Here is a 26,408-nt window from a genome sequence, read left to right on the forward strand (position 1 = left end):
GGAGAACTGACGATGCGCCTGCCGATCCGGCACGTCCAGCAGAACCTGATCTTCACCACCCACGGCACCGTGTGGGCGGTGTGGCGCGTTGCTGCGACCAACTACTCCCACGCCCCGGCCGTGGTGAAGAAGCGCCGTCTCAAGGCTCTGGAGGGCCTGTTCAAGGCGATGACCGGCGAGCCGATGCTTCTGTCGCTGTGCCCGCAGATCGACCCGACCGCTGTGGTGCGCGCCATGGTCGACGACATTGACCTGGAGCGCGCACCACGCTACGAAAGCCTCGGGCATGCGGTCCTGGACCAGCTCGAGATGATGGAGCTGACCGGCCGTACCGACTGGCTCGCGCTCCCGCTGCCCCCGCTGTCGCAGAAGGACGCGGTCTTGTCCGCGTTCCGGGCGGCGAAGGCGGAAGTCTCCGTGCAGCTTGGCCTGATGCCCGCGGTCGTCACCGATGTGGAGGTGCAGCGGCGCCTGGAGCAGGCCCAGCGGATCCAGGCCCAGTGGCCCACCGGTGTGTCGATGCGGCCGGCTTCCGAGGCGGAGATCCTGTGGATCTACGGCCATTCCGCGCGCCGCGGGCTCGCCGAACCGTTCCTCCCTGACGGAACCGAGACCCCGGTCCGCGGCCGCGGCCGCAACGTCGCGGCGCTGGGGGAGATCCTCGTCGGCGAGGGCGGCGCCGACTTCACCTCCGGCCCCGTCCTGCCGGCCAATCCGTTCACCCGGCGTTTCCTCCAGGTCTCCAGCGAGTGGGGTGACTCTTACCAGGCTCTCCTGGCATTGAGCGAGATGCCCGAGGCGTTTGCGCTGCCTGGGGCGGCCTACCTTCAGCAGCTCGACGACCTGGCCTACCCAGTTGACTGGACAGCCCGCCTGGTCATTGTGCCCGGCTCGAAGGCCGAGCCGAAGGTCCGCAAGCGCGCCCGGCATTTGAAGGCGCAGGCCGCCGAGTACGAGGGCGACCCGGCCGGCCCGCCCGCTGCCGTCGCCCGCAACCAGGCCGACAACGCGGAGTACCACGAGCGGCTCACCGCGAACCGGCGCGAGGTGGAGATCCGCGCCATGGTCACCCTCGCCGTGTGGGGCAACAGCCCTGACGACGCCATGGACCGCGCCGCCGCCCTCGCGTCCGACTTCGGGTCCACCGACTACACCTTCTCCCGGCCCGCCGGCGAGCAGACCAGCCTGTGGCAGGCGATGCTGCCCGGCTGCCGTACTCCCCGCGTCATGGCCGGTTACGCGCAGATCCTTCTCGCCCGGGACTTCGCGATGGCCATGCCCTGGTGCGGCTCCCAGCTCGGCGACGAGCGCGGCGGCCTCTACGGCCTCCAGGTTGCCTCCGGCGGCGCCCGCCCCGTGCTGATCGACCCCGCCCGCGGCCCGCGCGAGAACGCGAGCGCGTCAATGGCTTGGCTCGGCGAGCTCGGCGCCGGTAAGTCCGTCGGCATGAAGGGCGCCGTCTACAACGTCCTCGCCCGGGGCCACCAGCTCGGCCGCCCGGGCTCCCGCGGCCGCGCCGTGATCGTCGACCGCACGACCGACCAGGAATGGGCCCGCTTCGCGACGGCCTGTCCCGGCACCACCCAGCTGATCCGCATCGACCACACCGCCGAGGTCTCCCTCGACCCGCTGCGCCTCTACAAGGAGAACAGCCCCCAGGTCGCAGCCCGCTTCACCGAGTCCTTCCTCACCCTCCTGCTCGGCGTACGGCCGATGGACCTTGAAGGCGTCGCCCTGTCGGAGGCTGTCCAGGCGGTCTTGGCCCGGCCGGAGCCGTCGATGCGCGCTCTGATGGAGGAGCTCACGGCGCGCGGCGCCGGGGACGCGGCCGCCCAGGGCCTGGCCCGCAAGCTCGCCTCGGTCGCCCGCAAGGACTTGGCCAGGGTGGTGTTCGACGAGACGCTGCCGGTCGTTGACACCCAGCGCGCCGACAGCGTCGTCTTCCTCGTCAGTGCGTTGCAGCTGCCGAAGAAGTCCGAACTCGCCTCCGAGCATCGGATCCAGCGCCTGGAGTTCGAGAAGGTTTTGGGCCGGGCGCTGATGTATCTGATCGCCGCCGTCTCCCGCGAGACCGCGATGCGCAGCCGGGACGAGTTCGCGGTCACCGTCTTTGACGAGTGCTGGTGGCTCACCTCCAGCGACGAGGGCCTGGAGCTGCTTCTGGAGTTGCTGCGCGACGGCCGCAAGCGCAACGCCGCCGCGTACGTCGGCAGCCACGACGCCGAGGACATCGGCCCGGCCGACAGTGAGAAGGGCGTCATCGTCCGCGGGCTTATCCCGCACCGATTCGTCTTCCGCCAGACCAGCCGCCCCCTGGCCGCCCGCAGCCTCGAATTCCTCGGCGTGGACTCCACCGACACCGAGCTGCTGGACCTGGTGACCGGCGGCCTCTCGCCGCTCGGCCTGCCCGAGGATCAGCGCCGGGCCCGCGCGGGGGAGTGCCTCTACCGCGACCTGGCCGGCCGCATCGGCCTCATGCGGGTCCTCATCCCCCGCGACCGGGCCATCGAGCGCGTCATCCACACCACCCCGACCAGCTACCAGGCGGCGGCATGAGGACCCCTCGCGCCCCGTTCAAGCGGCTGCGCCTGCTCGGAACAGGCCGCCTGCGCCTCGCCCTGCTTGTGGCAGCGCTCGCCGCCACCGCCTTCACCATGCTCACCTCGCTGCCGGCCCTCGCCGAGCCGAACCCGACCCCGATGCCCACCAGCCCGCCGGTAGCCAATCCGCTCGGGCCCCCGACACCCGGCACGCGTACGCCCACCCCGGAGGAACTCGCCGAGATCGAGAAAATCATCGCCGACCTCAACAAGCGGCTCTCCGACAACATGCAGGAGGCCCACCTCAAGGCCGAGGAGGAGCGCCTGCGCGAGCTCCTGCCCGACGAGGGAGGCGTCCTCGCCGTCTTCAACGTCACCGACGAGCGGAACCTCCCGATCTCGGCGTACACCGTGAAGTCGGACACCGGCGGCCTGACCGACTGGGACCTCGGGATCCAGAACCTGATCACCGAGCTGTGCTTCATGATCACCAAGTGGGTCATCGCGTTCTGCTGCTGGCTTATCGTCTGGGCGCTGGGCTTCGGCCTCGCCAAGCTCCTCCTGGCGCCGGTCCTGTCCGTCGCCAACTCCCTGCACACCCAGGTCATCTTGCAGATGGGGCTGCCGTCCCTGTTCCTGTCGGTGTGCGCGCTGATCACCGTCGTCCGGATCTTCTTCGGGGATCGGGCTAAGGGGTGGGGCGATGCGGCCCTGTCCCTCCTGATCGCCGCGCTCACCGCCACGCTGCTGTCCTCGCCCCCGCAGCTCCTGCTGGGAGAGCAGGACGGTGCCGTAGCGGCCGCCCGCGGCCTGGCCCTCGAAGTCGCCGACATCATCCTCGACGCCAACCCCGGCCAGAAGGAGAAGGCCCCCGACGAGGAGGACTCCGCCAGCACTCTGGCGCTCTCCCGCCCGCTGACCGACACGCTGACCGACGCCTTCATCGTCAAGCCCGCGATGCTGCTCCAGTACGGCCGGGTCTTCGAGGGCGAGTGCGCGAAGAAGTACTCCGACACGAAGATCACGCAGCTCGCCTACGAGCGGGCGATGAACCAGCAGATGGAGCGGTTGAAGAAGTTCCACAGCTACCGGGCATGGATCGACCCCAGCGGCGCGCAAATCACCGACTGGACCATGCCGCTGGCCAAGCAGTGGGCCCTGGACCACTTCGGCAACCCGCCGATGGAGCGGTTCGAGAAGGACTGCGTCAAGGGCGACGTACAGGCCGCGAAGCGGGCGTCGATGGACAAGGTCGGCGGCGCGATCTTCCTCCTCGTCGCCGCGCTGATCGTCACCGTCCTGATCGCCGGCCTCACCGGCAGCTTCCTCGTCGCACAGTGCCGCATCGCCTGGGACGCCGTACGGGCCGAACCCGCCCTCGTGGCCGGCCTGATGCCCGGCGCCGGCCGCGGCTACCTGTGGGACTGGGCTGCATCCGTCCTGCACTCCCTCGGGCAACTCCTCGCCTCCATCATCGGGCTCGCCGTCCTCATCCTCATCGTCCAGGCCGTCCTCGACACCGCGCAGCAGGACTGGGGCAACGAACTCACCCTGCGCTTCCTCGCCGTGGACATCGTGTGCATCGGCGCGATCAAGAAGCGCAAGGCCCTCACAGTCAAGTCCAAGCAGGCCGCAGCCAACTTCCGCGCCAAGATGTCCTCCGCCCGGATCGGCGGTACCAACGGCTCCGTCTTCACCCCCTCGTCCACCCCGGTGGCGAAGAACCAGTCGATCGCCCGCAAGGTCACCCGCGGCACGGTCCGCACCACGATGGTCGGCGTCACTCTCGCCTCGGGAAATCCCATCGCCGCCCTCGGCTACGCCACGAGCTCCAGCGTCAGCACCGTCGCGCTGATGAACCGCATCCAGTCCAGGGTCAACGGCGGCGGCCGCCCGGCCAGACCTGGGAGCCAGCCCCAGCGCCAGCCGGGCAACCCGGGCCAGACACCGCCCGTACCGCCGCAGAACCCGCCCGCGCAGCCGCCCAACCCGCCCGCTACCCCGACGAACCAGCTCCCCGGAGGCCCGCCGCACGACCTCGCCACCAGCAGCAGCCAGGCCGTCACCGTCCCGACCCGGCTCCCGGGAGGCCCGGCAACCCTCTTGGCCAACGGCAACAGCCAGGCGACCACCACACCGAACCAGCCCAACCCCCCGGCCACGCAGGCGACAAGGCGGCACCAGGTCCCGACTCAGCCGGCCGCCTCGCCGCGCCAGCAGCAGCTCCGGCAGCGCCTAGACCGCGGCACCCCAAGACAGCCCGGCACACGCCGCGTCCCGACCGCGACCCCGCGGCGGCCCAGCGACGCGACCCTGAGCCGTAACGAGGAGCGTGAGCTGAACATCCGTCGCCGTCGGCAGCGCCGCTCATGAAGAAGAAGTTCAAGGCGTGGCTGGCCGGCGTCGCAGGCCTGCTCGGCCTGGCCCTCGTTCTGCTGGCCGCTGTCGGAGCCCACGTGGCCGGCCTCGGCCAGAGCGAGGCCGAGGCCGCTGCAGCCCGCTGCCCAGCCGGCGGCCAGCCCGGCCTCGACCCGGACACCGCCGAGATAGCCCGCAACGTCAAGGAGATGCTCGCCGGGAGCGGCGACGTGAACGTCCCCGGCCTCTCCGAGCCCAAGAAGCAGATCCCCAACGCCAAGGTCATCGTCGCGACCGGCATCCAGAAGCGGGTGCCGGCCCGCGGCCAGGTCATCGCCCTGGCCACCGCCCTCCAGGAGTCCACCCTGATCAACCTCGACCACGGCGACCGCGATTCACTCGGTCTGTTCCAGCAGCGGCCCTCCCAGGGCTGGGGAACCCGCGAGCAGATCATGGACCCCGTCTACTCCTCCGGGAAGTTCTACGACGGGCTCGTGAAGATAAAGGACTGGGAGCAGATGCCCGTCACGGTGGCCGCGCAGAAGGTCCAGCGCTCCGGCTTCCCCGACGCGTATGCCAAGCACGAGCCCCTCGCGACCGGCCTGCAGCAGGCCATCGCCCCCACCCTCGGCGCCGCTCCCGTCGGCCCGATGCCGGGACAGCCCGGTCTCGGCGGCGGCTTCGGCCCGGGAGGGTGCGCCGGACAGGGCGTCGGCAACGTGGACTTCGGGGAGATCCCGCCCGGCTCGCTGCCGGAGGGCTACCAGATCCCGGCCACCGCGCCGATGGAGGTTAAGACCGCGATCCGCTGGGCCCTCGGCCAGCTCGGCACCATGTACCAGTGGGGCGGCAGCTGCACGAACCCCCACGGCAGCGACCCGTCCCAGAGGTGCGACTGCTCCTCCCTGACCCAGCGCGCGTACGGTGTGGCTGGCAAGGAGCTCACCCGCACCACGTACACGCAGATACACGACGGCAGAGGCGTCCCCACCAGTCAGGTGCAGCCGGGAGACCTGCTGTTCTCCCGTGGCACGGCGGCCGCCCCGGAGCATGTGTCCATGGCGATCGGCTACGGCTACGTGGTCCACGCGCCGAAACCAGGCCGGGTCGTCGAGGTGACCAAGCAGGCGAACATGGGCGAGATCCTCGTCGTCCGGCGCATCGTCAGCTGAACGCCACCGTGCCCGCCCGCCCGAACGACCGGGGGGCGGGCACGGACAGGTGTTCAGCGCTGAATAGTGACGCGGGGGCGTTCGCTGCGGTGATCGAACCTGGAGCAGATGCGGTCTCCGTGCCGCAACGACTTGCCCACCGGCCACTTCGCGATCTCGAACATGTGCTCGCTGTACTCCACCGACTCGGTCGCCTTCCACCACCCCACCGTCTGGACCCGCTTGCCGCCCTGCAGCACGAACACCTCGGCGCGAGCGCCCGGGTGACACCCCTTCAGGAGGGCTCGCGCCTCCTTCACCTTCAACCCCTCGCCGATCACGCCCACGCTCAAGGGCCCTTGTCGGCCCCGCCGCTCGCGTATGCCGGCGCCGTGGCAGCCAGCAGCAGTGCGGCTGCTGTCTCAACGGCCAACCCCCGATCGCAAAGGGAGGGTAAAGGATTCGGGCGCGGTGTCTGGATCGGCCTCGGATTCGTACTTGGTCCAGGTTGAAGGGCTTCTTCCCACCGACCTGGAGACACCGTGCACCACACCGCCCCGTCCCGGCCGACCTCGGTCCGGCCGACATGAGCATCCCGGACCTGCCGGTCGACGAGCTCCTGGCCCAGCTCCAGGCCGTTCTGAGCGCGGCCGCGCCGTACCTCGTCGCCCTCGGCGTCCTTGGGGCGGCGGTCTGGGTGTGGTGGACGATCCGGCGGGCGGTACTCGTCCGGCAGGCGCTCGCCGGCCGGGTCCAGGTCGAGGCGATCCCCACAGCCACTTTCGACCCCGGTGAAGGCGAAGTCGGCCGCTGGGCCCGCCAGCTCGGGCGCATGCACTACGCCGCCAGCGGTGTCCCGGCCCGCGGATCTGCGGTGCGCCTGCGGTACACGGCCGTGGCGGGGACGATGCGCTGCTACATCGAAGGCCCGGCGGCCGCGGCCGCGATCCTGAACATGCCCGGCTTCGCGGAGGTCGAAGTCCGTACCCAGCACGGCCAGGCCGACATCGGGCCCGTCCGCTTCAACGGGCCGGGAGGAACGCCGTGACCGCCGTCATCTCCCTCGACAAGCCGGCGCAGGCGCCCACCGCCCAGGCGAACGGGCGCCGGTACGTGCAGCGCGCCGAGCTCGCCCTGGGCCTGCCCGACTACAAGGCCCTCGCCTCCCTCGGCCTGAGCCCCGACCCGCTCCAGCAGCTGGCCGCGGCCATGGCCTCCGTGCGCACCGAAGACGGGGAGAAGGCGGAGGCGGTCTTCGACCTGGTCCCGGTCTCCGAGCGGCGCCTGGCCCGCCGCCGACGCCGCCTGATGGCCCGGGCCGCGCGACGGGGCCCGTCCGCGTACGGCGAGCGACTCACCGGCGGCCTCGGCGGAGGCGGCTTCTGGGGCTCGATGACGTCCGCTTGGTCCGGCGGCGCCGGCGCCTCCAACCGCTCCGAGCGGATCCCGCGGCAGACCGACCTGCGCGACGGAGTCGGCAAGCTCGAACCCGCAACCGGGGCTGTGTTCGCGGTGCAGATTCTGCTGCGCACCGAGGCCGCCCACCCGCAGCTGGCCCTCGCCCGGATGCACCAACTGATTGCTGCGCTGTCGATGACCTCGGGGGAGAACTACCTCAAGGTCCATCGGCCCCGACGGTGGGCGATCGGCCGGTTCGAGCGCCGGTTCGCAAGCGGGGAGTTCGCGCCGCGCCGCCGGCAGTGGCTGACCGTGCCCGAGCTCGCGGGCTGGTTGAAGCCGCCGACGGTGAAGTGCACGGCCTCCAGCGTGGTCCGCTCCGGCGGCCTGGTCCCGCCGGCTCCGGCCGACCTCCCCGTCTACACCGGGCAGCGCGACGTCATCCCGCTCGGCGCCGTGGTCTACCCGGACGGCCGCGAGCGGATCGCAGGCGCCCGGGTGCAGGACCTCCTCTTCGGCCTCCAGCTCGGCAAGGCCGGCCACGGCAAGACCGAGGAAGCCTTGGTCCAGTGCATTGCGATGGCGCACTCCGGCTACGGCTGCTGGTTCCTCGACCCGCACGGCGAGGGCTGGGCCCGGGCAAAGCCCTACCTCGCGCACCCGGAGATCGCAGACCGGCTCTGGGAGATCAACCTCGCCAAGGCCGACCCGGACCAGCCGGTCGTCTCCTGGAACCCCCTGTCGATGGAGGGCCGCACCCTCTCCGACGTCCAGGACATCGTCCGCTCCGTCACCGAGGGCATCGCCGCGGCGCAGGACTGGGGCGACAACGCCCCCCGCGCCCGGACCATCCTGGCCCGCGCCTCCCAGGCCCTGGCCCTGCTCAACCTCCAGGCCGCCCAGGCCGGGCACCCCGAGGCGCAGTGCACGCTCTTCCAGCTGCGCACCTGGCTCACCGACGAGGACTGGCGCGAGCAGCTGCTGCCCAAGCTCCCGGACCGGGTCCGCACGTACTGGGAGACCACGTTCCCCAAACTCGGCCCGGACGCGGTACCGACCGTCACCTACGCCATCGACCGCCTCGACACCTCGCAGTCCCTCCAGGGCTTCTTCGGCAGCCCGCGCTCCGCGTACGACGTCCGCCACGCCATGGACACCAACAAGGTCGTCTTCGTCTGCCCCTCCGGCAGCGAGAGCGACGCTTTGGTCAGCTGCCTGCTCATCCACGACCTGCACCGCGCCGGCATGTCCCGGCAGGACACCCCGCGCGAGCAGCGGAAGACGTTCTGGGCCTGGGGCGACGAGCTCACCGCGCTCGACAGCAGCAGCAAGGGCTTCCTCGCCGCCATCGCCGAGCAGCTGCGGAAGTACGAGGTGAGGTTCATCGGCATGACCCAGATGGCGCTCCGGCTCTCCGCCATCACCCGCCAGGCCCTCCTGCAGAACCAGAGCTGGCTGAGCACCTGCGCCGCGGACTACGACGAGGCCGCCTTCGTCGCCAAGAGGTGGAACGGCCACGTCAGTCCGGAGACGATCACCGAGCTCCCGAAGTACCACTACGTGATGTCCGTGAACCTCAACGGGGCCCGGACCACGCCCTTCCGGGTTCGCGGCCTGCCCGTGGACGAGGTCTTCGCGCACTACGACAACCCGGCCGGCATCCCCGCCCTCGACCAGGCGATCGACAGCAACCTCAACCGCCGCCCCCTCGGCGACATCCTGGCCGACCTGGAAGAGCTCGACGCCGTCGTCCTCGCCCACCACACCGGCCGGCGCCCCGGCGGCCCGAGCGCCGACGACCCCACCAGCGTCATCGACTAGCAGAAGGGGAGCACCCCATGCCCTACCCGCACTCCGCACCCACAGGGCTGGGCCAGGTCGCCCAGCAGGCCGCCCAGGTTCTCTACCAGCACCGCCTGGTCTCAACGATGCAGCTTCACAGGCTCGTAACCCCTCACCACACCCGCTCCGAGTTCCTCCGCCGGCAGCTTCACACCCTCCGCCAGGCCGGCTTCGCCGAGGCCGTAGGGCGGCGCAGCGCCGGCCAGACCCAACTGCTGTGGTGGCTGACGGAGAAGGGGGCCCAGTCCGTCGAAGCCGTCGGCCTGCTCCAGCCCCGCGCGTACCGGATGAGCCAGGAGGCCGCGCTCGGCCCGCTCCAGGAGCACACCCTCGCGGTCGTCGAAACCGGAGCCGCCTTCGTCGAACACGCCCGCCGCCTGGGCCACGAGTGCGGCCCCCTCGACTGGTCGCCCGAGATCGCCCACTACTACCGCGACGAAGCCCGGCCGGGGGAGGAGCTGTGCCTCGTCCCGGACGCCGTCCTCAACTACGTCCACACCGCGGGCAAGCAGCGGACCTTGCTGACCTTCTTCGTGGAGGTCGACCGGACCCAGATGACGATCGCCCGCCTCGCCCAGAAACTGCATGCCTACGCCGCCTACTACGAGTACGCGCCCCAGCCCCAGACGACCAAGGGCACCCGCGGGCCTCGGCGCCAGGCCGCGATGCCGGCCTGGCGCTACCGGTACCCGGCGTTTCCCCGGCTCCTGCTCGTGCTGACGGGAGCCTCCGAGGACCGCCTCGCCCGCCGGATCGCCGACCTGCGCAGTCTCGCCGCCAGTGACCCCGCACTCGCCTCCACCCCTCTGCGGGCCGGCGTTACTACGCTCGACCAGCTCCGCGATCGCGGCCCCTTCGCCCGCATCTTCACCCCCGTCCTCGGCCTCGCCCATCCCTCAGACGCCTGGCTCCGCCCCCAGCCTGAAGCGGCCTGAACCCTCACGGGAGGAACCCCGTGCTCCTCGCCAAGATCCGGAGCCGGTCAGCGAAGCCGTCCCCTGTCGCACCGGCGAGACCCGCCGAGTACCGAGCCTGCGACGACGCCAACGCCATCACCCGGCCGTTCTCACCACTCATCAGCGAAATGCTCGCTATGTACTGCCACACCCGCCCGGTCGGAGCGCTCTCCCGGAACGAGACCTACCCGGACGAATACCGCATGACGGCCCGGCAGATCATCCACCCCCTACTCGAGGGCTCGACGAAACCAGACCGGCGATCAAGGTGTCATCGAGGACCTGCTGCTCGAACCTCGTCACAGCTGAACGGTAAGCATTTCGACAGGCTATGTCGGTGACTCGGTCGCTTGAGTCGCTTCGGTCGCTATCGAGGGCCTGCTGGGGGGCAGGGAGGAGCGACTGAACCTCAGCGACCGAAGAACCCTTCAGTCGCTGAAGAAAACCCCAGGTCAGAGCGCTTCTGCTTGTGGAACAGCGACTGAAGCGACTCAAGTTCGGGTATATGAGCTCTTCCTGTGTGCGCGTGTGGGCGTGATAAATAAGGAGCTTGAGTCGCTTCAGTCGCTGCTAGTCGGCCGAGAGTGCCTCTGACCTGGGGTTTTCTTCAGCGACTGAACCTCAGCGACTCAAGCATCCGAGTCGCTCGGCACGGCTTCAGTCGCTGGTCCCAGCCACCACGCCACGCCCGGGCGACACGTGCCCCCCACGGTCTCCACTTTTCGCTAGGCTGTCTCCGTTGTTGAGTCGCTTCAGTCGCTGATGGGGGAAGAGAATGCCTGCTGACCTGCGGGTTTCCCCTAGCGACGCAACGACCGCGCACCGCCCTGCCTCAGTCGCTGGGTCCCTTGCCATCGCCAAGTGGTGCGCCAGCCATGGCTGGCCAGTCCACCCCCTCGCTCCGGGCAAGAAAACCCCCGCGGCCAACTGCCCCGAATGCCGGCAGCAGGGTCACGACCGCCGGACCTGCCTGTGCCGGGCCGCTGGCCGTTGGTGCCATGGCTTCCACGCAGCAACCCTCGACACCAACCGGATCCAGCACTGGTGGAGCCAGAGCCCCCAGATGGGCGTCGCGATCGCCTGCGGGCCAGCGAACCTCGTCGTCATCGACATCGACGCCCACCCCACGCCCGCGCCCCCCAGGGACAGACTCCTCCCAGGCATCGCCATCGCTGACGACATCGACGTGTCAGCGATGACCACCGGCTTCCACACGCTCGCCGTCCTGGCAGCCCTCCGCAACCAGCAGGACCCCGCCACCGACGCCAACACCCTGCGCGTGCGCACCCCCTCGGGAGGCATGCACATCTGGTACCGCGCCACCGACGCCCGCCGCTGGCAGTGTTCCACCGGCTCCAGCACCGGCCGAGCCCTCGCCTGGCAGGTCGACGTCCGCGCCGAAGGCGGCTACATCATCGCCCCCGGCACCACCACGACAGCCGGCACCTACACCCCCGTCGGGCCCACACGCACCCCAGCACCGCTCCCGCAATGGCTCGCCCAGGAGCTGGAGCGAACCAACCATCTCCCGGCCGCCCACATCCCGGCTCCCCGCCCCGTTCCCGCCCGTGCCCGGCTGGCTGTCGTCGCAGCCGGCGGTGGCGCCGCCCATGCAACCAGGGCACTGTCGACAGTCCTTGCCGAGGTGACCGCCTGCGCAGCAGTCACGGAAGGGGCGGGATTCTCAGAGAAGCTCAACCGCGCCGCCTACACGGCCGGCGGACTAGCAGCCGCCGGTCACATCTCCCACGAGGCAGCCGAGCAAATCCTTCAGGAGACCGCAGACTACGCCCGCCCCGGGCAGGAGCGCCGCTCCACGCAGATCATCCGCAGCGGCATGGCCGCGGGATCCCGCAAGCCCCTCCGTACCGGGAGCCGCCTGTGACCAGCCCCATCGGCGGCAGCGAGGGCGTCCTCTTCGACTTCGATCCAGCGGCCATTGCCGAACAGATCATCGCGAAGAACACGGCCCCCGTTCCAGCTCAAGGCTCGGCGAAGCCCGCCCTGGTCGACGGCCCCGCCACCGCCCACGGTCTCCTGCCGGACAGCCTCAGCGACCGAGGAAACGCCAAGCTCTTCGCGCAGATCTACGCCTCCGACTTCCGCTACGTCCCCGGCCTGAGCTGGTACCGCTGGGACACCACCCGCTGGCAGATGGACGAGGACGACACAGTCCTGTGGGCGGCAGGCGAGATCGGCGAGGAGATCGCCACCACCGACCCCCGCGGCATCCACACCATGGAAGCCCTCAGGAAACACCGGAAACGCTCACTGAGCACCTCCGGTATCAACGCCATGCTCGCCCAGGCCAAGTCAGCCCCCGGCATGGTCCTCAAAGCCGAACTCCTGGACGCTGACCCGTACGCCCTCTGCACCCCTGCAGGCGTGGTCGACCTGCGCACCGGCCTGCTGCGCACGCCGGACCCGAATAAGGACTTCAACTCCCGCTCCACCACCACCGGCCCCACCGCGATGCCCACCCCGCGGTTCATCCGCTTCCTCACCGACACCTTCGGCGACGGACCTGAAGGCGCCGAGATGATCGGATACCTCCAGCTGCTTCTGGGCTACTCGATCACCGGAGACGTCGGAGCCCAGGTGATGCCCTTCCTCTTCGGAGCGGGAAAGAACGGCAAGTCCGTCCTCCTCGACCTCTTCATGAAACTCATGGGCGACTACGCGGACGCTGCCCCGCCCGGCTTCCTGATGGCCCGCCCCTACGAAGGTCACCCCACCGACCTCGCCGAGCTCCACGGCCGGCGCATCATCGTCTGCTCCGAGGTCAAGCCTGGCGACAAGTTCGACGAAGCCCGCGTCAAGCTCCTCACCGGAGGTGACCGGATCAAGGCCCGCCGCATGAGGCAGGACTTCTTCAGCTTCGAGCCCACCCACAAGCTCTGGCTCCTGGGCAACCACCGTCCCGAGGTCGGAACCGGTGGATTCGCCTTCTGGCGCCGTATGCGCCTCATTCCCTTCGAGCGCACGGTCCCCGACGACCGGAAGATCGACAACCTCGCCGACATCCTGGTCGCCGAAGAAGGCCCCGGGATCCTGAACTGGCTCATCGAAGGCGCCCGGCGCTACCTCGCCGGCGACAAGGACCTCACCGGCCCCGACAAGGTCCGCATCGCAACCACCGCGTACGCAGAGACCGAGGACCACACCGGACGCTTCTACGACGAGGCCTGCGTCCTCAGCCCGGATGCCCGCACCGAACAGAAGACGCTCTACGACGCCTACAGGGCCTGGTGCTCGAGCGAAGGCTCCCCGCCGGCCACGAGCCGCGCGTTCGCGCAGCGGACTCGCGAGCTTGTCGGTCTGTCGTCCCCGAAAGAGATGATCTTGTCGAACTCGAGGAAGTATTACCCTGGCATCGGATTGCTCGCCGACGAGGAGATGGCATGAGTGCCCTGATCAGCGACGACGAGATCAAGCACGAGACCGAACTGGTCTGGCTTGAGGACATTGAGCAGCTCGACTACGTCCGCCAGAGCCTCGACCGCCTGCCCACCCGCAGCGGCCGACCCGCGTACTTCCGCGACGGCCGCATGGTCGGCTACGCCATCCTGGGCCCCGACTCCAAGGCCTCCCGGGCCTCAGGAACCTTCCGTCGGCGGGTCTTCTGGCTCCTGCCGCACGACCGCGACACCGTCCCTGAAGGGCTGTACCGTGCGTCAGGCCCCTCGGAAGGCATCGACCCCCGGACTCTCGCTCCCGGTATCAAGGGCCGAAAGACTGAACGCTCCGAAGGCGGCCCGCCCTCGACCGCGATGCAGGAGCTCGGAATAACGCTTCCGCTATAGCGGGACCGGTGTTGGTGGTGCTGGGGGACCGGGCGGCCGCGGCGGAGGGCCGTGGCGGGTCGGCGGTTCCAGCGCCAGGAGGTCCTGCTTCGGTTCTAGTGGTCGTTGCAACACCCCAGCTCAAGGGGTGCGATGGACTTCGAGATCCGTAAGGTCCGTACGGCTCAGGGGCCTGTGAAGCTCGAGCGTGAGCGGGAGGAATACTTCCGGCTCGTGCAGATGGGGCTGACCAACCGAGAGGCAAGCCGACGCGTCGGCGTTCATGAGCGGACAGGTCGGGAATGGCGCAACGGCCGGACCGACCCGAAGCGGCGGCGGGCTCCTGCTCTGGCGGAGTAGGAGCCCGTGCCCTCGTCCACGAGGTACCTGCGTGAGGACGAGCGCATTCACATAGCCGACCACGCAAGACGCTCGGCTGGGAAACCCCAGCCGAGCGCCTCGCCGAGTTGCTGACAGCCTGACCAGGGCCTATCGCTCCTGGTGCGGTGTGCTCAGTTGACGAGCTTGTCCAGGCAGTTGCGGTAGGCGTCGCGCGCCGGGCGCACCGCCTTGGCCGCCTTCGTCATCTCGGTCCGTGCGGCGTCGAGGTCGGCCTGCCGGGCCTCGACGTTCGGCGCCTCGGTGGCGGAACGCGCCTCCTCGGCGCGGGAACGCAGCGTCTTGATGACATCCGCTGCAGCCTCTCCGCCAACAGTGTCCTGCGCCCCGTCAGCCTTGATCTCCTTCTCCGTTGCGTCGGCCAACTTCACCGCGGCATCCGCACTGGCAACCGGGTCATGCTTCCCGACGGCCTTACCGAGCTCGATCAGCTCATCAGCGACGACGGCGTCGAGGGGCCGCTTCTCCCTGAGGCCGTCACCCAGCTTCAACACCTGGTACAGCCGGTCGCCGGATTCGCCGAGGCGGTCAACCTTCGCCCGGTCGGCCCGGGCCCGGTCGAGCGCCTGTTCCGCTGCCGTGACCTTGGCCTCGGCGTCCTCGTGATCGTTCTGCGCGTCGAGGTAGGCGATGTTCTTCTTCGTGCACGGCGGGGCCTGGGGAGCGGCGAACGCCTGGGACGGAGCGAGCGCGGCCAGGGCAGAGGCCGCCACCAGGACGGAGACGGCTGTGGTGCGGATCTTCATGGAGTAGCCCTCTTGATCGACTGGGCGGTTTGCATCGTGATCAACGGCGCCGCCGCCTCTTGGAAACGGGCCCCGACCACGAAGAAACGTTCCAGGAGCGACGGTTCCCCTAGACGGCTGCCATGCCAGACCCCGCCGCACTGTCTAGACTGCCCGCGCAAGATCACACCGACTCTGTGTTGCGACGACCCCTGGAATCCGCCCTGGAACCCGGGGCCTTGGGGTCTGCCGGGTCATGGGCCTGTCCGGGTGGTGGATGATCCACTTGTCTCCTCGAAGTGGGAGGACAGGGCCCGTCCGAGGACGGTGGCATCGAAGGGACCGCTGGACTCGAAGACGCCCAGGGAGATGGGCCTGCCGAGTTCCTCCTCCCACTTCTTTGCCCATGCCGTCAGCGCCGGAAGGGTGCCGTCGGGTGGGCGCCTCTCCAGTGCCCGCGTGCCGCCCGGACGATCGCGGTGGAGTTGATGCCCGGCCGCCGCCGAGGACTACAAGGCGGCCTACGAGGCGCGGGCCGGCGTCTCGGCCGTGCAGATCGTCCCCGTGACCCTCGATCTCGCGCGACGCGGCCCCTCAGCGGCTTCCTGAGGGCTGGGTATAGCGTGATCTACCGGGCCGCGGCACGCCCGAAGCGCTGCCGGGCTGCCTTGGCTAGTCGGGCCAGGAACCGGATGTGGGTCCAGGCTAGGGCTGCCGTCACGAGGCACCACAGGATCATCGAGACGGTTTCCTGGAGGTTCCGGTTGTGCAGATCGTCGGCAGTGAGCCACGTTGCGCCCAGCCATACGGCCCACCCGCTGCCGAGCTCTTTGGCGTCCTTCTTCAGGCTTCCCGTGCGTTCCACCCGCTGATCGTAGAAGCCTGCCCGCTACGCGCCGGACGGGGGTGGGATCACAGTCCTGACGGCCGCCGGCGGGCAGGGCTACCTGAGGCTGCTGGAGACGCTGGACGTGACCCCCCGCGGCCGGGCGGCCGGCCAGCTCGCCGCGGACCTGGCGCGGCGGATTCCGGCGGAGTAGCAGCTCAGCCCCGTGAGGGCGCCGGGGTCCCGCTCCCTCCTCGCCGCCGAGCAGGTCTACGTCACGGTCTCGGGACGGCGCAGGGGAGGTGAGGGTCGTCGCCCGGACCTCTGATTCAGTCGAACGCAGCAGCTCCGCGTGCGCATGGCGGGTGGGACGCCGAGCCTGGTCCCATGGGCATACGACCATGGGTGGTCGTCGAGCCACCTGACCGGCGCGGTCTGCGCCGGATCACCATCCACGGCAAGATGGTGGGCACTGCCTGGTCCCTCCGCGAGTTGCGGAAGATGCTCCGCCGCCTCGGCTACCCAGACGACATGGACCTCGACGATCGCTCGCGCGTCTACTGGCGCGGCGGTGACAGCAGCGTCTGGCCCGACGACAGGGGCTGGAGACGGCGTCTGGTCATCGTCCTGATGCTCGTGGGGCTGCTCGGCTCGCTGGCTCTGCACGCTGTCATCGGTTGGGCGGACGCCCTGGGAGCACTGACCTTCGCGCAACGTCTGGTCGGTGTTCTGTTCCTGTTGGCAGGCGCAGTTCAGGGCATCGCGTTGCCTGCGGTCGTCGACCACTGGGGCCGTCGGCAGGTCCGGCTGTCCGGAGCACTGGTCCTTCTCGGCGTGCTCATGGCGCTGGCCACCACGACCCTTCTCCTCTTCCTGTGGCTGCAGGAACGAGAATTCATAGCCACTGTCCTGCTCTTTTTTGCCTTGTGGCTTTGGTCACTCTGGGCCCTCAGTACCCTCATCCACGAAAAGGTGTGGAGAGGGATACCGCACCCCAGGAAGTTCGCGGCAGGGGTTACCGTCACGGCGCTCTTGACAGCTATCAGCCTCGGTTATTCGATTCTCTATCAACCCATTGCCGCCCCTCGGCACTTCGTCCTGAAAGCGGAATTTGGGGCACCGCAGACAGACGCGGATTCACCCTATATTCACGTCCCCCTTAAACTCTACGCGAAGAACACCGGAGGAATTCCGGTCTACATCGTCACCGACGACTACACGGTCTGGGGGCGCTTGGCCGAGTTCTCCGAGTCAGGCGAGGGGATGAAGGAATGGAAAGGCGATGAGGAGGGCGGGTGGTGGACCCCGGAGGCAGAGGTCTTCGAGACTAAAGTCGAAGATGAGATAATTGCATCCGGGCAGTTCCAGGGCCCTGGGTCGACACTGGACTCCGGGGAAGAGTTCAAGATGGAGAAGGTGATCACGCTCCCCAAGGGTACCAAGTACGAGACGCTGGACGCCGTTCTTCAATTCTCCTTCCTGAGGCAGGACAGCGGGAAGCTCGACGATGAATTCTTTTACGAAAAACTCTCCTGGTTTGAGTCGGAAGGGAGATATTACTGCCCACCTGACGACTGTGGTGAGCACGTCATACATCACGGCAGGGTGCGCTACAACAACAACTTGATCAACGTGACACGTAAGCCGCGGTATGTGGCGGCTTTCTGGTCGCCGGAAGAGGGGCTAAATGCCCACATCTCCTCGTTCAACTTCAAGAAAGAGAGGAAGGGGCAATCGATCTACGACATATATGAAGGCCTGGACGAGGACGAAATGGAGAGAGAGGCCGAGAGATACGGCCTCGGCTTCGTCTCCGTCAACTCGGAAGTGTCCGTCAAGGGACTGCTGAAGCAGGCGCAGCCCTGAACGCCCAGTGTCCGATATGGAAGATTTCTCCCCTGGCGGTTTGTTCTGACGCTGCGACCGTTAGAACCCGCACAAGGTGGGGTGCCGGTAAGAACGCTGTCACCAGCCGCAAACGGCGGTGATCTTGCGAGGGTGTCACCCGAGTGGGTGAGTCCGGGGGCGTGCAGCTGCGCGGGGTGAGGCCCCGGGAACACCCTGATGCTCCAGGACGTCCTCGGCGAACCGGAGTGGGCGACCTCCTCGCACCCGCCGACCGGCGCGGCCTGACCCCGCTGTTCTGGTCTCACGTCCGCCCGTACGGGGAGGTGAACCTCGACATGGACGCCCGGCTGAATCTCACCCCAGGTACGGTGCCCGGTCCCCGCGCCACGGCCGCTCTCTTGACGGAACTAGGGACAACGGCGGCACGTGTCTGATGGAGTGACGTGGTGAAGGCACTGGTGTGGTGTGTGCTCCAGTTCCGGGCTGATTTTTCAGGGGGAAGGGCGAGGATGCTGTCGGAGGCAATGGCTGCGCTGGCTGCGGCGGGAGGCACTGCGGTGGTGCAGGCCGCAGGCACAGACGCATGGACAGGGGTACGCCAGCAGGTGGCCCGTTGGTTCGGCCGGGGAAATCCGCAGCGCGAGCACGCCGAGCTGGAGCGCCTCGATCAGACTGCGGGCGAGTTGGAGGCGGCTCGGCCGGCCGAGGTGGAGCGGGTGCGTATCCGTCAGGAAGCGGCGTGGCAGGGTCGGGTCGAGGCTCTGCTGGAAAGTCTTGAGGACGTCGAGCGGGCCCGGGTCGCGGACGAGCTGCGCAACCTGCTGGCCCAACAGACCACCCAAGGCAGCGTGTCGGTCGGCCACAGCGGTCTGGCCGTGGGCGGAGACGTGAACGTCCGGGCCGAGCACGGGTCCGCTGCGGCTGTGAGCATGGGGAATGTGACGCTGGGAAACCCTTCCTGGCCGGGTCCGCACCAGGACTGAGCGCACCCGGTACCGCCTCGGCCGCGCCGACTCACACCGTCAGCGGCATCTTCGCCGACCACGGCAGCATCGCCGTCGGCTACGCCGAGCAAGTCCACCACCACGCCCCGCCCCGCACACCGGCCGCCTGGCCGCACCAAGTCGGCGTGCTCCCACTCCGCGCCTTGTCCTTCCAGCACCGGGCCGAGGTCGACCAGCTGCGGACGGCGGTCGACAGCGGGGGTACCGCGGTGCTCAGCCAGGTACTGACCGGGACCGGCGGGGTCGGCAAGACCCAGCTGGCTGCCGACTACGCCCGCACCGCCTGGGACAGCGGCGGGGTCGACGTACTGGTGTGGATCAGCGCCAGCAGCCGCTCGGCAATCACGGCAGGCTACGCGCAGGCCGGCGTAGAGGTCCTGGCCGCCGACCCCAGCGACCCTGAACAGTCCGCACGGGCGTTCGTGGCCTGGCTGGAGCCCAAAGCCGGCCAGAAGCCGTGCCGGTGGCTGGTCGTACTGGACGACGTCGCGGATCCTGCCGATATGCGCGGCTGGTGGCCGCCCACCAGCCCGCACGGCCGGACCCTGGTCACCACCCGCCGCCGCGACGCCGCCCTGACCGGTGATGGCCGCCGCCTGGTCGAGGTCGGCCTGTTCACCGCAGACGAAGCCGTCGCCTACCTCACCGCGTCCCTGGCCGTGCGCGGCCGAGCCGAGCCCGTCGACCAGCTCACTGCGCTGGCCGCCGATCTCGGCTACCTGGCCCTAGCCCTAGCGCAGGCCGCCGCCTACATCATTGACTCCGGTGAGACTGCTGCCGCCTACCGCGACCTGCTGACCGACCGCGCCACCAAACTCACCGACCTCGCCCCCGACGCACTGCCCGACGAGCAGGCCGTTGCCCTCGCCGCCGCCTGGTCCCTGACCATCGCCCGCGCCGACACGCTGCGCCCCGTCGGCCTGGCCCGCCCCATGCTCCACCTGGCCGCCGTGCTCGACGCCAACGGCATTCCCCAGGACGTGCTGACCGGCGAGGTGGCCCGCGCTCACCTCGCCGCACACCGCACCACAACCGGCCCCAGCCCCACCGCGGAACCGGCCCCCGTCTCCCGCCTAGACGCGGTACGCGCCCTGCGCGCCCTGGACCGACTCAGCCTCATCGATCACAGACCGGGCACCCCCCACCAGGCCGTCCGTGTCCACCAGCTCATCCAGCGGGCTACCCGCGACACCCTCACCCCCGACCAGCGAGACCAGTACGCCCGCACCGCCGCCGATGCCCTCATGGCCGCCTGGCCCGAGACCGAACGCGACACCGCTCTCGCCCAGGCCTTGCGAACCAATGCCGACGCTCTCATACGCAACTCGCGCGACGCAGTCCTGTGGCAACCGGACGGCCACCGGGTGCTCCAGCGCTCCGGGATAAGTCTGGGCGACAGCGGCCAAGTCGCCGCCGCTGTTGAGTACTTCGAGTATCTGGTAGACGCCACCAGCGAACACCTCGGACCGGACCATTCCGACACCTTGATCGCCAGACGCGATCTTGCCTGCTGGCGGCAGGAGGCGGGCGACGTGGCCGGCGCGGTCACCGCCTACACCGAACTGATAGAGCACATGCAGCGGGTCCTGGGCCCGGATCACCCCGCAGTCCTCACTGCCCGAGGAGGTCTTGCTCACGCGAGGGGAGAGGCTGGGGAGGCGGCCGCCGCTGCCACCGTCTACGCCGAGTTGCTGGCTGATCGAGAGCGGGTGCAGGGCCTAGATGCCTCCCCCACCCTTGCCACCCGGAAGAGCCTCGCCTGGTGGCAAGGGCAAGCGGGGGACATGGCTGGCGCGGTCACCACTCTCACCAAACTGCTGGAGCACGTGCTGCGGCTTCTGGGACCGGACCACCACTTTGCCCTGACCGTCCGGTGCGATCTTGCCTACTGTCAAGGGGAGGCAGGGGACAAAGAAGGTGCAGTCACCGCCTACACCGAGCTATTCCAGCACGCGTTGCAGGTCCTGGGACCGGACCACCGCGACACCCTGACGATTCGGCACCAGCTTGCCGTCGCGCAGCTGGAGACGGGGGACGTGGCCGGCGCAGTCACCGCCCTCACTGAGCTCCTGGAGCACGCACTGAACAGGATGAACCTAGACCACCCCGCAGTTCTGGCCGTACGGCATGATCTTGCCTACTCGCAGGAGACGGCAGGGGACGTGGCCAGTGCTGTCGCTGCCTACATCAAGTTGCTGGCCGACAGAGAGCGGGTGCTGGGCCCGAACCATCCCGAGACCCTCCTAACGCGGAGCAATCTCGTCCGCTGTCGTGGCAAGGCAGGAAACGCGACCGCTCATTAATCGACCAATTGATGAGCAAGATCAATTAGCTGGGGTTCGCGGCCCAACCGGCGCCGGATCGTGCTCGTAAAACGGTGTCAGAAAGTCGGCGTGCTCAAGAACTGGAACCCCACCGTTTTCTGTACGATCTCGCGGGTGCAGACACGTTCCGCCGACGACACCGCCGATCTCCTCGCCCCGGTTCCCGCCGGACGGACTGGCGCCCTCGTGGGGTACGCCCGCGTATCGACGAAGGGACGGTTGCTCGACCGGCAGATCCACGCACTCACCGAAGCGGGCTGCATCCGGATCTTCGCCGACAAGAAGTCCGGCAAGAACGCCGAGCGCGAGGAGCTATGGAAGGCGCTCGACTACCTCCGCGAAGGAGACGCCCTCGTCGTCCCCTCCCTGGACCGGCTCGGCCGCTCCATCCAGGACCTCATCGCGATCGTCTCCGGCCTGCGCAAGCGCGGCGTCGGCTTCACCTCGCTGCACGAGGCGCTCGACACCACCACACCGGGCGGGCGTCTGGTGTTCCACGTGTTCGCCGCGCTCGCGGAGTTCATCCGGGAACTCATCGTGCAGGGAACCAACGAGGGTCTGGACGCCGCCCGCGCCCGCGGCGCCCGGCTGGGCCGTCCGCCGGCCATGACCGAGGAACAGGTACGTCACGCCCGGGACCTGCTCACCCGCCCGGGGAACACCGTCACGTCCATCGCGAAGCTCCTGGGCGTCAGCAGGAACACGATCTACAAGTACGTGCCCGAGCTGAAGGGCGGGCGGGTCGCGCTCGCCGAGGCGACGGCCGCAGCCGAACTGCCCCGACCTGCGAAGTCGTCGGAGTAGACCAGCCGTTCGCGGCTGGTGACAGCGTTCTTACCGGCACCCCAAGGTGGTTGAAACCCTTGGCGAATCGGTTCTGGGCATCGCGAGCGCGCTCGGTTGGGGAGGTGGAAGTTCCGCCCGATCGTGGGCCGGCGCGGGCCACGTGCTGACGTCATGCGGCCTGGACGGGAGGAGAGAGTGTTACGCCTCGGCCAGGCCGCGGAGCATCACCGCGTATACGGGGGAGTCGGCGAAGGGCTGGCGTTCGCCGATCTTGCGGTAGCCCCAGCTCTCGTAGAGGGGCCTGGACGCGGGGGTGGGTGATGTCGACGAGGAGGACGGCCAGGGGTTCGGGGCGGTGGTCGACGAGCTCAGTGTGCAGCTGGGCGGACAGGCCGGTCGCGCGCCACTTCGGGCGGACCATCAGTTCGGACAGGGAGAACGTCGCGGTGTCTGCGGGGGCGGGGGAAAGGTAGTCGCGCCACCATTCCCGTCCGTCGACGGCGGGGGCGCCGTAGGCGTAGCCGGCGGGCTCCTCGCCGTCGTAGGCGATGACGCAGTCGAAGCCGGGCAGGCCGCTCCAGTGGTCGACGAACCAGGCGAACCGCTTCTGGTCGTGGAAGTCGTCGGTCTCGGTGGCGTAGGCGTCGGCGTGGACGTCGAGGAGTATCTGGCGGATCTCGGCTGCCTGGTCCAGTCCGTAGCGGCGGAAGGTGTAGGCGGGGGTCACGGGCGGCTCCATTCGTTGCGGTAGCGATCGGCCCATTGCAGCGTGATAGCTGAGCCGGGGGCGAGGGTGATCAGGCCACGGTGGAAGTCGCCGAGCAGCGAGCGCATGCGACCGGGCAGCGGGGCTCCACACATCTCGTCGAAGACCCGCCCGGTGGTGGCGGTGGCATGCTCGATGTCGCCCTGGTGGAGCTGGGCAAGCGCCAGTCGAGTGGTGGCCAGGGCCCGGTTGCGGCGGAAGGTGTCGGGCAGCACGGCCAGGGCCCGGAAGGAGGCGGCCTCTGCCTCGGCTGCGTCGCCGAGACGGTCGCGGACGACGGCGGTGAGCGCGAAGAGTTCGGCTGCCCCGTAGAACGCGATCCAGCTCGGCCGGGGCAGGTTCAGGTCTGCCCTGGCGAGTGAGGCGGCGGCGAGGTCGAGCGCGCGCAGGGCGCTGCGGCCTTCGTTCAGGTGCGCGTGGGCGATCGAGGTACGGGCGTGCGCGAGGCTCGCGTGCAGCGGATCTCGCCGGGTAGCCGCCGTGGCCTTGGCGGCCTGGCCCGCGGCGAGCGCCTCGGCGTGGTCGCCCTGTTGGTGGGCGAGCATCGACACGGAGTTCCACACCATCAGGGTGAGGGCCGGGTCCTGCGCGAGACCGGCCAGGTACAGAGCCCGGTCCAGGTGCTGGCGGGCCCGAGAGCGCTCACGGGCATCAACACACGACCAGGCCGCGGTGGCGGTGAAGTCGGCGGCGAGCGCGAACAGCCTCTGCCTGGTGCGCTGGGTGGCTGCCCGCCCCTGAAGAGCGATGGCCTCCTGCGCGCCGGCGAGCGCGGCCTTCTCGACCGGTCGTGGCCGCCGCGCTGATCGTCGAGAGCGTTGACTGTGTCGAGCTGCTGCCTCAGGCGCAGGACATCGCCACTGCCGACGGACGGAGCGGCGCCGGACAGGACGACCGCGCCGGCGGCGGACGCGACGGTGAAGAAGGTACGGCGGCGCAATGGGTCCTCCGGGGCAGCACGGCTCTTGCGGCGGTCGGGCGGAACGAACCCTAAGTCCGCTGCCGAGCGCCCGCTGACCTGCTCCAGAGCCATCCTCGCCTTGGCCTGCGGCCACGTCGTCTCGCCCGAGCGCCACTTACGCACCGTCACCTCGGACAGCTCACCGCGCACCGAGGTCTTCTGCGTGACATCGCGGATGACCGCGTTCAGCGCCTTGGCGAGTTCGAGCGCCGTCCAGTCATTCCTCGCCATCCAGGCGATGAACACCTCATTCCGCACATGGGCCATCCCCTCACGGTAGAGGGGAGCGGCACCGCCGCGAAGGTCAAGGAAGAGTCAATTCGCTACGTAACTCGCGAGCAGTGGAGTCCACTTCGATATGCACCTTGCAAGCCGGGAGGCGGTTGTCTGGACGTGACGCCGACACACCGCTATCGGGAGGCGAACCCGTGCCCGACATCGATCCGAACCCGCCCGGCTTTGCACGCCGCGACACCGCCACGCAGGTCGCCCTGTACGCGTGCGATCCCGACCCTGACGTTGCGCGGGGGATGCTCGCGGCCGCGGCCGCCCTCGCCGCCGGCCACGGCTGGACGATCGTGGACGACGGCGTGATCGCTGACGACTGTCTGCTGACGCAGGCGCCGCAGTCCCGCCAGGGCTGGGACCGCCTCCGGCAGATTGCCGAGCGGGGCCAGATCCGCGTCGTCATCGTCCCGGCGCTGGGGCACATCGGATTCACCTGGTCGGTATGGCAGGCCGAACAGCGCTTCCTGCGCCGCCACGGGGTGTCTGTCGCCACCGTCGAGCCGATGCTCGACGCCGTCCTGACGGAAGTGAACGGATGACGTATGGCAGCGCCGTCCACGACGCCACCGGTTCCTGGGATGACGGCCTTCCGCTCGACCGTAAGCTCAACGAGCAACTTGCCGCCACCGTGCTTGGCTGGGGGCGGTGCGATGGCACCGTTCCGCCCCCGGGCGACATCGAACAGGCTGCCCTCCAGCTTTCCGGCTACGCCGAGCTCCTGGTCCGCGAGCTCCGAGCGACCCTGGGGCGCCTGCCGAGGGACCCGGAGTTGCCTACGGCCGTACACACGCGGGCCGGGATCACGATCGCCGAGGCTGTCCGGCGGCTTCAGGCGCCCGCGATCCGCTTGGGCGACGCGCTGAAGCAGGCGCAGTCCCGGGCCCGGCTCGTGCAGGCACTGCACAGGGCACTCGACCGTACCCTCGCCGCCCTGGCCTACCCCGTATCGGGTCCCTGAGACCGCTGCCTGCCCGCTCCGCCCATACGGGGCCGGCGCGCAGCATCCGGGGCCCGCCTGCTGTCTGTCCCCGAAAGGCGGATCCGCTGCTCTTAACGGTACGGCCGCCGCCGGTCGACTCTCCGGGCACACCAACGGCGGATCAGCTCGGGCGAACAGCACCCGTTCCTCGTACCGTCGATGGCGGCACCTTGACAGGACGGTGCGCCCCGTGGGCCGGTCCGCGTTCCTTCGCACGTACGCGGGCCGGCCGTGCCACACTTCGAGCAGGGCCCGTGTGTCTCCCCCGTCGCACCGGCTCATCCGGCTCCACCGGGTCACGTTTCCCGGTGGAGCCGTCGTGGGCCAGAGCCGTGTTAAACCTGGTCGGGCCGCACGCGATGTTGGTCCTGATCCACTGCTCGATCCGAGGCCATCCGGGCCACCCGGTTGCCCTCCTACCTCCTCATCGGCACCGGCGGTGGAGGAAAGACCAAGACGAGCAGCGGTACGACCGAGGCCGGCGACGAGGGCGAGGAGGGTGAGGAGGCACCGCCCCGCCCGGAGAAAGAGGACCGCAACTACGCCAAGGCGGTCTGCCAGTGCGAGACGCCGACCGTGATCCGGGTCTCCGTGCAGCGACGCAAGATCATGTGTGGCGAGTGCATGGCCAGCTTCGCCCTGGCCGATTGACCCAGCAGCCGCGCCGTAACCATCGAGGTTCGCCCCTAGTGCTGTGACCGGGAAGGTTCGCCGGGTTGAGGACGCTGGGCTCCTCTGCATTGTCAGAGTGAGGCCTGATGATATTCCCGGCCAGTCACATATCGGGGACGAGGGAAGACATGCCATCGCCATTGGAACGCCTGCAGGCACTGCTCGGTGAGCCGGAGGAGGCGTGGGGCTGGCCGCGGGGAGAGGTCTGGGAGGCCTCCGAACAGCACCTCGGTGTCACGCTGCCCTCGGACTACAAGACCTTCATGGATGTGTACGGGCCCGGAACCCTCGGCGGGTACCTACACCTCGACCGGCCGACTGGTCTCATGACCCCTGCCGAACTCGAGGACTTCTGGTCCCTGGAGGGCTGGCGCGATGCACGGAGAGGGTCGGAGGATCTCTACCCCTTCCCCTTCCACCCCGACCCTGGTGGGCTCATCCGCTGGGGGTATGACGAGCACAGCAGCGAGTACTACTTCCTGGCCGGCGACCCGGATCCGGGCAACTGGGAGATCATTGTCGGCAGCGAGTGCGCGGAGTGGTACCGCACCAGCGGCACCTTCACCGACTACCTGATGCGCTGCTTCGACGGCCTCGACCGGGCGCCGTTCATGGACCGCGCCTGGCCCGGAGGCGACGCCCGCTACGCACCCTTCGACATGTAGCTGTGCCCGGCAAGGTTTGCCAGGTCTGGTGGTCAGGCTGCTGTTCGCAGTGCTCTGCCGCCCTAACGGACACGTCGTCCGCTGCGGATGTGGACCCGTTCGCAACATGATTGGCAGCGCTGGATGAGTCCTGGAGGC

The 26,408-nt window shown here is 69.2% G+C and carries 23 protein-coding genes and 1 pseudogene; 18 read left to right on the forward strand and 6 right to left on the reverse strand.

Features of this window, described 5'->3' with window-relative positions; all coding sequences use genetic code 11:
* The first annotated feature begins 12 nt into the window (after positions 1 to 12).
* Genes ACF06X_RS33970 through ACF06X_RS33980 form a run of 3 tightly spaced genes read left to right on the forward strand, consistent with a single transcriptional unit; the run spans position 13 to position 6,070 of the window.
* On the forward strand, positions 13 to 2,556 hold the full coding sequence (locus ACF06X_RS33970) for an ATP-binding protein (RefSeq protein ID WP_392291184.1): 2,544 nt from the start codon (positions 13 to 15) through the stop codon (positions 2,554 to 2,556).
* Positions 2,553 to 4,913, forward strand: coding sequence for a hypothetical protein (locus ACF06X_RS33975; protein WP_392291185.1), 2,361 nt, complete (start codon positions 2,553 to 2,555; stop codon positions 4,911 to 4,913). Before ACF06X_RS33970 ends, ACF06X_RS33975 begins: the two co-directional genes overlap by 4 nt.
* Positions 4,910 to 6,070, forward strand: a complete 1,161-nt coding sequence (locus ACF06X_RS33980) for a C40 family peptidase (RefSeq protein ID WP_392291186.1) — start codon at positions 4,910 to 4,912, stop codon at positions 6,068 to 6,070. The genes ACF06X_RS33975 and ACF06X_RS33980 overlap by 4 nt, the downstream gene beginning before the upstream one ends.
* A gap of 53 nt (positions 6,071 to 6,123) precedes the next feature.
* Here ACF06X_RS33980 and ACF06X_RS33985 read toward each other — a convergent pair whose 3' ends face one another.
* Positions 6,124 to 6,396, reverse strand: a complete 273-nt coding sequence (locus ACF06X_RS33985; RefSeq protein WP_392291187.1) for a hypothetical protein — start codon at positions 6,394 to 6,396, stop codon at positions 6,124 to 6,126.
* 239 nt (positions 6,397 to 6,635) lie between these two features.
* On the opposite strand from ACF06X_RS33985, the gene ACF06X_RS33990 reads away from it, so the two are divergent.
* The 7 genes from ACF06X_RS33990 to ACF06X_RS34020 all read left to right on the forward strand — a co-directional run bounded on the left by ACF06X_RS33990 (position 6,636) and on the right by ACF06X_RS34020 (position 14,387).
* Positions 6,636 to 7,097 (forward strand): hypothetical protein, encoded by a 462-nt coding sequence (locus tag ACF06X_RS33990; protein ID WP_392291188.1) that lies wholly within the window; start codon positions 6,636 to 6,638, stop codon positions 7,095 to 7,097.
* On the forward strand, positions 7,094 to 9,268 hold the full coding sequence (locus ACF06X_RS33995; RefSeq protein ID WP_392291189.1) for an ATP/GTP-binding protein: 2,175 nt from the start codon (positions 7,094 to 7,096) through the stop codon (positions 9,266 to 9,268). Before ACF06X_RS33990 ends, ACF06X_RS33995 begins: the two co-directional genes overlap by 4 nt.
* A gap of 17 nt (positions 9,269 to 9,285) precedes the next feature.
* On the forward strand, positions 9,286 to 10,224 hold the full coding sequence (locus tag ACF06X_RS34000) for a replication-relaxation family protein (RefSeq protein WP_392291190.1): 939 nt from the start codon (positions 9,286 to 9,288) through the stop codon (positions 10,222 to 10,224).
* 796 nt (positions 10,225 to 11,020) lie between these two features.
* The gene (locus ACF06X_RS34005; RefSeq protein WP_392291191.1) at positions 11,021 to 12,130 is read left to right on the forward strand and encodes a bifunctional DNA primase/polymerase; all 1,110 of its coding nucleotides are present in this window, start codon (positions 11,021 to 11,023) and stop codon (positions 12,128 to 12,130) included.
* Positions 12,127 to 13,650 carry a phage/plasmid primase, P4 family gene (locus ACF06X_RS34010; RefSeq protein ID WP_392291192.1) on the forward strand — a complete coding sequence of 508 codons (1,524 nt, stop codon included), beginning with the start codon at positions 12,127 to 12,129 and terminating at the stop codon, positions 13,648 to 13,650. Before ACF06X_RS34005 ends, ACF06X_RS34010 begins: the two co-directional genes overlap by 4 nt.
* Entirely contained in the window at positions 13,647 to 14,048 is a 402-nt protein-coding gene (locus ACF06X_RS34015) for a DUF6009 family protein (RefSeq protein WP_392291193.1), read from the forward strand. Before ACF06X_RS34010 ends, ACF06X_RS34015 begins: the two co-directional genes overlap by 4 nt.
* Before the next feature lie 132 nt (positions 14,049 to 14,180).
* Positions 14,181 to 14,387 (forward strand): hypothetical protein, encoded by a 207-nt coding sequence (locus ACF06X_RS34020; RefSeq protein ID WP_392291194.1) that lies wholly within the window; start codon positions 14,181 to 14,183, stop codon positions 14,385 to 14,387.
* A 152-nt stretch (positions 14,388 to 14,539) separates the two neighbouring features.
* On the opposite strand, the gene ACF06X_RS34025 is transcribed toward ACF06X_RS34020, so the two are convergent.
* Both ACF06X_RS34025 and ACF06X_RS34030 read right to left on the reverse strand, forming a co-directional pair.
* Complete coding sequence (locus tag ACF06X_RS34025) at positions 14,540 to 15,172, reverse strand: hypothetical protein (RefSeq protein WP_392291195.1); 633 nt, start codon at positions 15,170 to 15,172, stop codon at positions 14,540 to 14,542.
* Positions 15,173 to 15,779: 607 nt separating this feature from the next.
* Entirely contained in the window at positions 15,780 to 16,016 is a 237-nt protein-coding gene (locus tag ACF06X_RS34030) for a hypothetical protein (protein ID WP_392291196.1), read from the reverse strand.
* A gap of 366 nt (positions 16,017 to 16,382) precedes the next feature.
* On the opposite strand from ACF06X_RS34030, the gene ACF06X_RS34035 reads away from it, so the two are divergent.
* From ACF06X_RS34035 to ACF06X_RS34050, 4 genes are all read left to right on the forward strand, one after another.
* Positions 16,383 to 17,843 carry a hypothetical protein gene (locus tag ACF06X_RS34035; protein ID WP_392291197.1) on the forward strand — a complete coding sequence of 487 codons (1,461 nt, stop codon included), beginning with the start codon at positions 16,383 to 16,385 and terminating at the stop codon, positions 17,841 to 17,843.
* 425 nt (positions 17,844 to 18,268) lie between these two features.
* Positions 18,269 to 18,808: a hypothetical protein gene (locus ACF06X_RS34040; protein WP_392291198.1), complete on the forward strand. Its 540-nt coding sequence runs from the start codon at positions 18,269 to 18,271 to the stop codon at positions 18,806 to 18,808.
* A 164-nt stretch (positions 18,809 to 18,972) separates the two neighbouring features.
* A complete protein-coding gene (fxsT, locus tag ACF06X_RS34045; RefSeq protein ID WP_392291199.1) occupies positions 18,973 to 21,132 on the forward strand; it encodes an FxSxx-COOH system tetratricopeptide repeat protein in 2,160 nt (719 codons plus the stop codon).
* 135 nt (positions 21,133 to 21,267) lie between these two features.
* Positions 21,268 to 21,957 (forward strand): recombinase family protein, encoded by a 690-nt coding sequence (locus ACF06X_RS34050; protein ID WP_392291200.1) that lies wholly within the window; start codon positions 21,268 to 21,270, stop codon positions 21,955 to 21,957.
* 180 nt (positions 21,958 to 22,137) lie between these two features.
* Here ACF06X_RS34050 and ACF06X_RS34055 read toward each other — a convergent pair.
* The 3 genes and pseudogenes from ACF06X_RS34055 to ACF06X_RS34065 form a co-directional block, all read right to left on the reverse strand.
* Positions 22,138 to 22,678: pseudogene (locus tag ACF06X_RS34055) on the reverse strand (GNAT family N-acetyltransferase).
* Positions 22,663 to 23,271 (reverse strand): hypothetical protein, encoded by a 609-nt coding sequence (locus ACF06X_RS34060; RefSeq protein ID WP_392291201.1) that lies wholly within the window; start codon positions 23,269 to 23,271, stop codon positions 22,663 to 22,665. Before ACF06X_RS34060 ends, ACF06X_RS34055 begins: the two are co-directional and overlap by 16 nt.
* Positions 23,271 to 23,933, reverse strand: a complete 663-nt coding sequence (locus tag ACF06X_RS34065; RefSeq protein ID WP_392291202.1) for a hypothetical protein — start codon at positions 23,931 to 23,933, stop codon at positions 23,271 to 23,273. The genes ACF06X_RS34060 and ACF06X_RS34065 overlap by 1 nt, the downstream gene beginning before the upstream one ends.
* Before the next feature lie 161 nt (positions 23,934 to 24,094).
* On the opposite strand from ACF06X_RS34065, the gene ACF06X_RS34070 reads away from it, so the two are divergent.
* The 4 genes from ACF06X_RS34070 (at position 24,095) to ACF06X_RS34085 (ending at position 26,270) form a co-directional block, all read left to right on the forward strand.
* Positions 24,095 to 24,493: a hypothetical protein gene (locus ACF06X_RS34070; RefSeq protein WP_392291203.1), complete on the forward strand. Its 399-nt coding sequence runs from the start codon at positions 24,095 to 24,097 to the stop codon at positions 24,491 to 24,493.
* Positions 24,490 to 24,912, forward strand: a complete 423-nt coding sequence (locus tag ACF06X_RS34075) for a DUF6415 family natural product biosynthesis protein (RefSeq protein WP_392291204.1) — start codon at positions 24,490 to 24,492, stop codon at positions 24,910 to 24,912. Before ACF06X_RS34070 ends, ACF06X_RS34075 begins: the two co-directional genes overlap by 4 nt.
* 429 nt (positions 24,913 to 25,341) lie before the next feature.
* The gene (locus tag ACF06X_RS34080; protein ID WP_392291205.1) at positions 25,342 to 25,584 is read left to right on the forward strand and encodes a hypothetical protein; all 243 of its coding nucleotides are present in this window, start codon (positions 25,342 to 25,344) and stop codon (positions 25,582 to 25,584) included.
* Between the two features lie 149 nt (positions 25,585 to 25,733).
* Positions 25,734 to 26,270 (forward strand): SMI1/KNR4 family protein, encoded by a 537-nt coding sequence (locus tag ACF06X_RS34085; RefSeq protein WP_392291206.1) that lies wholly within the window; start codon positions 25,734 to 25,736, stop codon positions 26,268 to 26,270.
* The last annotated feature ends 138 nt before the right edge of the window (positions 26,271 to 26,408 follow it).

Source organism: Streptomyces sp. NPDC015346, assembly GCF_043078785.1.
Classification (GTDB): Bacteria; Actinomycetota; Actinomycetes; order Streptomycetales; family Streptomycetaceae; genus Streptomyces.